Source organism: Pseudomonas sp. 05T35, from assembly GCF_056396605.1.
This window is the reverse complement of record NZ_JBFTLU010000005.1, coordinates 24,378-33,769: the sequence shown is the minus strand read 5'-3', so window position 1 is coordinate 33,769 and position 9,392 is coordinate 24,378. Positions and strand designations below refer to the sequence as shown.

Annotated in this window: 8 protein-coding genes and 1 pseudogene; all 9 read right to left on the bottom strand. The window is 59.0% G+C overall.

Features of this window, described 5'->3' with window-relative positions; all coding sequences use genetic code 11:
- The coding region (locus tag AC1DH9_RS00900; RefSeq protein ID WP_477807662.1) for an acyl-CoA dehydrogenase family protein at positions 1–500 on the bottom strand (500 nt) is incomplete at its 3' end.
- Between the two features lie 335 nt (positions 501–835).
- Positions 836–2,125, bottom strand: coding sequence for a GGDEF domain-containing protein (locus AC1DH9_RS00895; protein WP_477807661.1), 1,290 nt, complete (start codon positions 2,123–2,125; stop codon positions 836–838).
- Between the two features lie 221 nt (positions 2,126–2,346).
- Complete coding sequence (locus AC1DH9_RS00890; RefSeq protein ID WP_477807660.1) at positions 2,347–4,152, bottom strand: phenylacyl-CoA dehydrogenase; 1,806 nt, start codon at positions 4,150–4,152, stop codon at positions 2,347–2,349.
- Between the two features lie 277 nt (positions 4,153–4,429).
- Complete coding sequence (locus AC1DH9_RS00885) at positions 4,430–4,726, bottom strand: hypothetical protein (RefSeq protein WP_054594343.1); 297 nt, start codon at positions 4,724–4,726, stop codon at positions 4,430–4,432.
- A gap of 107 nt (positions 4,727–4,833) precedes the next feature.
- Positions 4,834–5,514 (bottom strand): dethiobiotin synthase, encoded by a 681-nt coding sequence (gene bioD / locus AC1DH9_RS00880; RefSeq protein ID WP_054594344.1) that lies wholly within the window; start codon positions 5,512–5,514, stop codon positions 4,834–4,836.
- Positions 5,511–6,323 carry a malonyl-ACP O-methyltransferase BioC gene (bioC, locus tag AC1DH9_RS00875; RefSeq protein WP_427545617.1) on the bottom strand — a complete coding sequence of 271 codons (813 nt, stop codon included), beginning with the start codon at positions 6,321–6,323 and terminating at the stop codon, positions 5,511–5,513. The genes bioD and bioC overlap by 4 nt, the downstream gene beginning before the upstream one ends.
- Positions 6,316–7,047: an alpha/beta fold hydrolase gene (locus tag AC1DH9_RS00870; RefSeq protein ID WP_427532479.1), complete on the bottom strand. Its 732-nt coding sequence runs from the start codon at positions 7,045–7,047 to the stop codon at positions 6,316–6,318. Before AC1DH9_RS00870 ends, bioC begins: the two co-directional genes overlap by 8 nt.
- Positions 7,040–8,218 (bottom strand): 8-amino-7-oxononanoate synthase, encoded by a 1,179-nt coding sequence (bioF, locus tag AC1DH9_RS00865; RefSeq protein ID WP_427532481.1) that lies wholly within the window; start codon positions 8,216–8,218, stop codon positions 7,040–7,042. Before bioF ends, AC1DH9_RS00870 begins: the two co-directional genes overlap by 8 nt.
- Before the next feature lie 185 nt (positions 8,219–8,403).
- A pseudogene (locus tag AC1DH9_RS00860) lies at positions 8,404–9,338 on the bottom strand (biotin synthase BioB).
- Positions 9,339–9,392 lie beyond the last annotated feature (54 nt).

Sequence of the window (9,392 nt, the reverse complement as noted above, 5' to 3'; positions counted from 1 at the left end):
GTCAGGCACATGGAGCCTGCCCAGACACCGGCGTACATGTTTGGCAGGTAAGCGGCTTTAAGTTCTTCACTGGCGTGAGCGTTGATCGACAGGCAAGCCCCGGCAGTCAGCATCGGGTACAGACCGAATGACAGGCTGGCAGAGTTGACCATTTCTTCGACCTGAGCCGAAACCGCTTTCGGCATGCCCATGCCACCGTAGGACGGATCACCACCGACACCGACCCAACCGCCTTCAGCATAAGTCTGATATGCCTGTGGGAAACCTGCTGGTGTGGTAACGGCACCGTTGCTCCAGTGACAACCTTCTTCGTCGGCAGCACGGCTCAGCGGCGCAATACTTTTGCTGGTGACTTTGCCGGCCTCCTCAAGGATCGCCTCGACGGTCTCGGCATCGACGGTGTCGGCCAGGGCGGGCAGTTCAGCCCACAGTTTGGCAACCTCGAAAACTTCATTGAGGACGAAGCGCATATCGCGCAAGGGCGCTTTGTAGTCAGCCATGGCAAACCTCGTGAGAACTTGAAAAGTGATTCGTAGGATCGGATTTCAGCAAGGTCTTGAGTGTACCCGAACAACTTTTACGATACATAGGGTCAGCTAGTGACCTATTTGTAATTTTTGGTCACTGAAAAAAAAGATCGCAGCCTGCGGCAACTCCTACAGGCCCATCTGTATTGTAGGAGTTGCCGCAGGCTGCGATCTTTCAGAGGCAGCGCTGTCGCGCAGGGAGAGGCTTGTACTCGGGCTGGTCGTTTCTCCGTCAGCAGATCATTCAAACCTGCCGCCGCGAATGGCCTCGAACAATCACAGCCCAGACGCTGAATGTACGTTCACCACTAACCCGCAGCGCCGTCCATACGCACCGCACCACGGCGGCTTTGCCCGAATGCCAYCACGCAGTTTCGCCCTGCACCCTTGGCGCTGTAGAGCGCCTGGTCTGCGGATTTCAGGACTTCTTCCGGGGTCCGCTGCTCCAGTCGCTCGGCGACACCGATGCTCACCGTGACCGAAACGCTTGAGGCACCAGAGCCCGCACGGCGTTGCCGACCTTGCTGATCGTCTTGCGGACGGCTGTCCTGATTGCGCAACTGAATGTTGTAGGTGGCAATCGACTCACGGATAACTTCCAGATGCGGCATGCACTCTTCGAGCGTTTTGGCGGCGAACACCAAGGCGAACTCCTCGCCCCCGTAACGATACGCCCGGCCACCGCCGCCGATCTTCGACAACTTGCTGGCCACCAACCGCAACACCTGGTCGCCGACATCGTGCCCGTGGGTGTCGTTGAATTTCTTGAAATGGTCAACGTCGCTCATGGCCAACACATAGTTGCGGCCCAGACGCTGCATGCGCTCGTTCAAGGCGCGACGCCCCGGCAGGCCGGTCAGCTCATCACGAAAAGCCATTTGATAGGCTTCGTGGGCAACCGCCGCAGCAATCATCAACATCACCTGGCTGCACATGATGTTCAGGGTAAACGGCAGGATGAAGGTCTTGGGCAACATCCAGAACAGTCCGAGCAAACCCACCAATTGCGCCGCATGCAACGGCCGCGGGTTGCGCCAGTATTGATACGCCAACAGCAGAAAGGACGCGAGGAACACCGGATAGGACAACTGGATCAAACTCATCCAGGCACCATGCAATGCCGGCCAGCGTATTTCCGACAGCCACATCAACAACGCCTGTGGGTAACTCTGCTCTAACCCCAGTGCAACACTGCCGAATGCCACCAACACCGCGAAACGCGCGACCATGTCCTGAAACAGGTGGGTACGTTCCTGCCAGGCAGCAAACAGCCCGTACAGCAAAGGCAGCAGCAAACAGCAGAGATGGAAAACCACCGCCGCGTCGTCACGCACCTTGCCGTAATCACGGTAGTAATCGGTTTGGGTGTCGAGCAGGTAGTAGGCGATGTACACCGTGACCATCAGAAACAGTTCACGTTGACGTCGGTAAACCGCGCAGTACGAACCGCCGAGCAATAGCACCAGGGTTGGCAGCACGTTGAACAGCGAGGTGAAAAAGACGTTGAGGTCCTTGACGTAGGCAGCCGCAAGCCCCGCAAGCAACAACAGTAATGAGGGCAAAAAGTGACTGAGACGTACAGCGGAAGAACGCGGCAAGGGTAGAGCTCCGGCCCGGCAAATCAATAGATGGCATTGTGCCTGCATTCCTGACAATTAAGCACATGCAATGTGACGTACATCACACCGCACACTCTTTAACGGCAGCAAAAGCGTTCTACTTAGCGTTTTAGTCGGGAATATTTGCAGCCGTTTTCAGCGGGCAGAAAAAAGCCGCTGCTCCCGAAGAAGCAGCGGCTGTTTGAAGCACTCCGCGGGACTTAGTAGCCCAGTGCGAAGTCTTCTTCTTTCATGTCCATCAGGTTGTTGGCACCCGACAGCATGGTTGCAACGTGAGTGCGGGTACGCGGCAGGATGCGCTGGAAGTAGAAGCGCGCGGTCTGCAGCTTGGCGGTGTAGAACGCCTCTTCGGTGGTGCCGGCAGCCAGTTTCTCGGCAGCCAGGCGCGCCATGTCAGCCCAGAAATAGGCCAGGCAGGCGTAACCGGAGTACATCAGGTAGTCCACCGACGCGGCGCCGACTTCCTCGCGATCTTTCATCGCGGCCATACCGACCTTCATGGTCAGCTCGCCCCATTCCTTGTTCAGTGCTGCCAACGGCTCGACAAACTCTTTGACCGCTTCGTTGCCTTCGTTGGTCTGGCAGAACTTGTGGACGATCTTGGTGAAGCCTTTCAGAGCCTCGCCTTGAGTCATCAGCACTTTACGGCCCAGCAGGTCGAGCGCCTGGATACCGGTGGTGCCTTCGTACAGCATCGAAATACGGCTGTCGCGAACGTTCTGCTCCATGCCCCACTCGGCGATGAAGCCGTGGCCGCCGTAGATCTGCACACCGTGGTTAGCGGATTCAAAGCCGACTTCAGTCATGAAGGCTTTGGCGATCGGCGTCATGAACGCCAGCAGTGCGTCGGCTTTCTTCTTCGCCTCGAAATCCACGCCGTACTTGACGATGTCGACCTGCTTGGCAGTGAAGTAAACCATCGCACGGTTGCCTTCGGCGAAGGCCTTCATGGTCAACAGCATACGACGCACATCAGGGTGAACGATGATTGGGTCAGCGGCTTTGTCCGGCGCTTTCGGGCCAGTCAGGGAGCGCATTTGCAAACGATCGCGAGCGTATTTCAGACCGCCCTGGAAGCCGATCTCGGCGTGAGCCAGACCTTGCAGGGCCGTACCCAGACGTGCGGTGTTCATAAAGGTGAACATGCAGTTCAGGCCTTTGTTTGCCGGGCCGATCAGGAAACCGGTGGCCGCGTCGAAGTTCATCACGCAGGTGGCGTTACCGTGGATGCCCATTTTGTGTTCCAGGGACCCACAGCTCACGGCGTTGCGTGCACCGATGCTGTCGTCAGCGTTCGGCAGGAACTTTGGAACGATGAACAGCGAAATACCTTTGGTGCCAGCAGGCGCATCCGGCAGGCGAGCCAGAACGATGTGGACGATGTTGTCGGCCATGTCGTGTTCACCGGCCGAGATGAAGATCTTGGTACCGGAAACCTTGTAGGAACCATCAGCCTGAGGCTCGGCCTTGGTGCGCAGCATGCCCAGGTCCGTGCCGCAATGTGGTTCGGTCAGGCACATGGTGCCGGTCCATTCGCCGGACACCAGTTTGGTCAGGTAAGCCTCTTGCTGCTCTGGCGTACCGTGTTCGGAAATGGTGTTCATCGCGCCATGAGACAGGCCTGGGTACATGCCCCACGACCAGTTGGCTTCACCGACCATCTCACTCACAGCCAGACCCAGAGACTCCGGCAGGCCTTGGCCACCGTGCTCTACGTCGTGGGCCAGACTTGGCCAGCCGCCTTCGACGAATTGTTTGTAGGCTTCTTTGAAGCCAGTCGGGGTCTTAACGCCGGACTCGCTCCAGGTGCAGCCTTCGGTGTCACCCACGCGGTTCAGCGGAGCCAGCACCTGCTCACAAAACTTGGCGCCTTCCTCGAGAATGGCGTCAACCATGTCCGGGGTAGCGTCCTGGCAAGCCGGAAGGCTCTGATAGTGCGCTTCGTAGCCGAGCAGTTCGTCACGAACGAAGCGAATATCACGCAAGGGGGCCTTGTAGTCAGGCATAGCGATAAACCTCTGCTGATGTAACCGGGAATGAACGACCGCAATGAATTGTTGTGACGGTCAAACAGTTGTTTGAAACATACGTTTACGCCGAAATCTTGTCAAGCGTCGATCTTTTGCCGTTCGTCATGACCCATATGAATAGCGCACACGCAAAGGCCCACAGCCGGTGCGCAAAGCAACAAACCGTGTAGGAAAGATTAGTTGAACGAGAAGGACGTGCCCGACAGAACACCGAGCCAGGGGCGGTGTTCAGGTAAACAGGTTCAGCGAGGGATCAAGCGAAAGTATCGATCAATGTACCGAGCATTTCGTCAGAAGCCTTGGCGACTTTGACGCCAAGCTCTGCCTGGATCTTGCCTTGGGACATATCGACCATATTACTGGCCAGATTCGATTGCTGGCTGCGATCGACCGAGCGCAAGCGGTCGATCTGAGCGTCGGAGGACTGGCTGGAGGCTGAACGATCGACAGTGGTGCCGGCGATCTGGCTCGCCGCCTGATCGACACGGTTCTGCCCAGCCTGAATGGAACTCAGACCTGCATAAAACGCGGTGCTTCCCGAAATGTCCATGGCGCAACTCCATCCTGCAAAGGATAAACAGCGCTCATTGAACCAGAGACACCGTCAAAAGGCCCGACAAAAACACTAATGGCACAGTGCCTTGTCATAGGCAAAACCTAGTCCAGCAAATCCAGCTGAAGATGTTCTGCCACCGCTTCTGCCGTGACCAGTTTGAGTTTCGGCACCCGCCCCAGACACGGTGCCGGCAGCCGTTCTGCCAACGTGGCGAGGTTCTCTTCCAGCCGCGACGTCTTGGGGTCAATGATGTTGGCCACCCAACCCGCCAGTTGCAAACCGTCCCGGGCAATTGCCTCGGCTGTCAGCAACGCATGATTGATACAGCCCAGACGCACGCCAACCACCAGAATCACCGGCAACCCCAGCGCCATTGCCAGATCCGAGAGATTGTCCTGATCAGCCAATGGCACCCGCCAGCCACCCGCGCCTTCGATCAAGGTGAAATCGGCCTGCATGTCCACTATGTGCCGCATCGGCACCAGCAACGACTGGACCGTCAGCGCGAACCCCGCCTCACGTGCAGCCAGATGCGGTGCGATGGCCGGCTCGAAGGCCACCGGATTGACCTCGGCATAGGTCAGCGGCAACGAACATTGCGCCAACAGCGCCAACGCGTCGGCATTGCGCAATCCTTTGGGTGTCACCTCGCAGCCGGACGCCACAGGCTTCCCGGCTGCCGTGCTCAACCCCGCCAGCCGCGCGGCGTGCAGCAGGCCAGCGGCGATGGTGGTCTTGCCGACATCGGTATCGGTACCGGTGATGAAATAGGCTGCGCTCATAGTGGCTTCTCCAACACGGCGTAAACCACCTGATAAGTCGCGGGCAGCCCTTGCGCCTGACGAAATTGCTCATAGGCGTCGATCAAACCCATGATCCGCGCCCGACCTGTCAGCCCGCCCGGCCGACCAGGATTAAGATTATGCGCGCCCAAGGCCTTGAGTTCGTGAGTCAGGCTACGCACATCCGGGTAATGCAGTACGTGCGGGCAACTTTGCAGACTGATCACGTTCATGCCGCTGGCCGCACACAGCTGTTGATACGTGCTGAACTCGCGGAAGCGGTTGACGTGCACCAAGCCATCGACCTGGCGCCAACTGTCGCGCAATTCATACAGCGTCCCCACACAGAGACTGGCAAACGCCAACACACCGCCAGGTTTCAGAACCCGCTTGGCCTCGCTCAGCACCGCCCTGAAATCGGCGCACCACTGCACCGCCAGGCTGGAAAACACCAGGTCGCAGCTCACGTCCTGCAACGGCAAGCGCTCAGCATCGCCAGCAATAAAATGTGTCGCACCGCCCAAGGGCTGTGCGTGCTTGAGCATGCCTTGCGCGATATCCAGCGCCAGCCCTTCGCTGGCGTTGAATCGCTCACCCAGCACACGGCTGAAATACCCTGTGCCACAGCCCAGATCCAGCCAGCGAGCGGGCGTTCGATCAGTCGGCAAACGCCCCAGCAATTCACTACCGACAGCCCGCTGTAATTCGGCAACACTGTCATAGCTGGCCGCTGCACGGGAAAAGGATGCCGCGACCTGACGCTTGTCAGGCAAGCCTCCGGGCAGGTTGGGAAGGGCTAAATCAGTCATCACCGGACTCATGCAAAAAGGCCTGGATAGCCCCCGCCACACCGTGGGGATCTTCCAGAAGAAACGCGTGACTGGCCTGTTCAATCAGACCAATTTCAACATCGGGGAGTAACACCAGTAGCTCACTGGCGGCTTCGGCAGGAACCAACCCGTCGAGCCCGGCGAACAGATGCAATTGCGGACCTCGAAAAGCCTGCAAGGCTTGCCGATTGTCCAGTTGAGCGAGCACTTCCAACCCGCTCATCAACTGCGCCTGCGGGGTATTCGGCGCACCCGCCAGCAACAGGCGCGACAACCCGCGCGGGTCTTCGGCACCTTGGGCGCAGAGCAGGCTAAAGCGCTTGAGGGTCATGCGAGGGTCCGCGCTGCACCCAGCCAGAAACGCATCGAAGGTCTCACCCGGCATGGCGCTCGACCACTCGGCATGCGCCACAAAAGAGGGGTTACTCGCCAACGTCAGCAAACCGCAGCAACGCTCGCCACGTCGAGCCGCGAGCTCTGAGGCGAGCATCCCGCCGAGCGACCAGCCACCGAGCCAGGCATCTTTGGGCAAAGTCGAATCCAGTTCGTCTAGCCATTCATCGAGGTCGCTCGACTCCAGTTCCGGCAGTGGTTCGATCTCGACGCGCAGGTGTTCGTCCAACCCCTGCAAGGCCGCTGCCAAAGGCTCCAGCGGCGAAATGCCGAGTCCCCAACCGGGCAACAGAATCAGACGATCACGCATGGTTCGGCTCCGCTCCCAGTTGCTGAAGACAATCGGCCAGACCTTCTAACAATAGCTGCACCTGCGCTTCGCTGTGCGCCGCTGTCAGGGTCACGCGCAAACGTGCACTGCCGGCCGGCACGGTGGGTGGGCGGATCGCGGTCACCATCAGCCCGCGCTGACGCAGCATCTGCGAAAAAAGCATGGCGCGCCCGGCGTCGCCGATCATGATCGGCTGGATCGGCGTAGCGCTGTCCATCAACTCCAGACCCATCTGCTCGGCACCTTTTCGGAATTGGCGGATCAGCACGTTCAAGTGCTCGCGTCGCCAATGTTCGCTACGCAGCAACTCAAGACTTTTCAGGGTCGCGCACGCCAGGGCCGGTGGCTGACTGGTGGTGTAAATGTACGGTCGGGCGAACTGGATCAGGCTTTCGATCAGGTCATCGCTGCCCGCAACAAACGCGCCCGCGGTGCCGAATGCTTTGCCCAAGGTACCGACCAATACCGGCACATCCTCCAGACTCAAACCAAAGTGCTCGACGGTCCCGCCGCCATTGGCGCCCAAGGGACCAAAGCCGTGGGCATCATCGACCATCAGCCACGCGCCTTTAGCCTTGGCCTCGCGAGCCAGCGCCGGCAGGTCGGCAATATCGCCATCCATGCTGAACACCCCGTCGGTCACCACCAGCGTATTGCCGGTGGCCTTCTCCAGACGTTTGGCAAGGCTGACCGCGTCGTTGTGCAAATAACGATTGAAGCGCGCCCCCGACAACAGCCCGGCATCAAGCAATGACGCATGATTGAGTCGGTCTTCAAGCACCGTGTCGCCCTGCCCGACCAACGCCGTGACCGCGCCCAGGTTAGCCATGTAGCCGGTGGTAAACAGCAACGCGCGCGGGCGCCCTGTCAGGTCGGCCAAGGCTTCTTCGAGTGCTTGATGCGGACTGCTATGGCCGATCACCAGGTGCGAAGCACCGCCACCGACACCCCAGCGGGCGGCGCCGTCACGCCAGGCTTCGATCACTTGCGGATGATTGGCCAGACCCAGGTAGTCGTTATTACAGAACGCCAGCAATGGCTGGCCGTCGACCACCACTTGCGGACCTTGTGGGGTCTCCAGCAAGGGACGCTGGCGATAGAGGTTTTCGGCACGACGGGCAGCAAGGCGTGCGGCGAGATCGAAAGACATGCAGGCCTCGCGGGGTCAGAATTCAGAAGCAATGTCGCATTACCTTGTGGGAGCGAGCCGGCTCCGGGCGGCGATCCGACGATGAGGTCATAACATTCAACATTGATGCTGGCTGTTACATCTCAATCGCGAGCAGGCTCGCTCCCACAGTGTTTTGCATTCCTTCAGAAGGATCAGTGGAGACGTCAAACAGCGGCGTTGTAGAACTGCTCGCTGCTTTTCTGTTCGACCAGCGCTTGCTCGATAGCCGCCTGATGCACTTCATCGGCGTGCTCTTCGCGCGCTTCCGGCAGGATGCCGAGGCGCGAGAACAGTTGCATGTCCTTGTCAGCCTGCGGGTTGGCGGTGGTCAGCAATTTCTCACCGTAGAAAATCGAGTTGGCACCGGCAAAGAACGCCAGGGCCTGCATCTGCTCGTTCATCGCTTCGCGGCCGGCGGACAGGCGCACGTGGGATTTCGGCATCAGGATACGGGCGACGGCGAGCATGCGGATGAAGTCGAACGGGTCGATGTCGTCGGCATTTTCCAGCGGCGTACCGGCAACTTTCACCAGCATGTTGATCGGCACCGACTGGTTTGCAGGCGCTCGCTGTAGGTGCGGGTAGTGATGATGCTGCCGTAGAACTCCGGCGAGGTATCAAGGTTGTGGTTGTAGTAATCGAGGCCGGCTTCGGCCAGGGCTACGGTCTGATCCTGATCGAGGCGGCCGAGGGTCATGCAGGTTTCCAGGCCCATGGCCTTCACGCCCTTGACCATCTCCAGCACATACGGCATGTCTTTGGCCGATGGATGCTTCCAGGCGGCGCCCATGCAGAAACGGGTCGAACCGATAGCCTTGGCGCGAGCAGCCTCTTCAAGAACCTTCTGCACTTCCATCAGCTTTTCTTTTTCCAGGCCGGTGTTGTAGTGACCGGACTGCGGACAATATTTGCAATCTTCCGGGCAAGCGCCGGTTTTGATCGACAGCAGGGTCGACACCTGGACGCGATTGGCGTCGAAGTGCGCGCGGTGCACCGTCTGCGCCTGGAACAACAGGTCGTTGAATGGCTGAACGAAGAGTGCTTTGACTTCGGCCAAAGACCAGTCATGACGCAGGTTTGCAGTGGTGCTGGCGCTCATGGGCGTTTCCTTGTTTATGCTTGGCAAGCGGCTGTGGAACGGAATATCCACAGA

What these genes read in the sequence shown, in the direction of transcription:
- AC1DH9_RS00890 (WP_477807660.1), bottom strand. Translation starts at nt 4,152, where the DNA reads ATGCCTGACTACAAGGCCCCCTTGCGTGATATTCGCTTCGTTCGTGAC.
- AC1DH9_RS00885 (WP_054594343.1), bottom strand. Translation starts at nt 4,726, where the DNA reads ATGGACATTTCGGGAAGCACCGCGTTTTATGCAGGTCTGAGTTCCATT.
- bioD (WP_054594344.1), bottom strand. Translation starts at nt 5,514, where the DNA reads ATGAGCGCAGCCTATTTCATCACCGGTACCGATACCGATGTCGGCAAG.
- bioC (WP_427545617.1), bottom strand. Translation starts at nt 6,323, where the DNA reads ATGACTGATTTAGCCCTTCCCAACCTGCCCGGAGGCTTGCCTGACAAG.
- AC1DH9_RS00870 (WP_427532479.1), bottom strand. Translation starts at nt 7,047, where the DNA reads ATGCGTGATCGTCTGATTCTGTTGCCCGGTTGGGGACTCGGCATTTCG.
- bioF (WP_427532481.1), bottom strand. Translation starts at nt 8,218, where the DNA reads ATGTCTTTCGATCTCGCCGCACGCCTTGCTGCCCGTCGTGCCGAAAAC.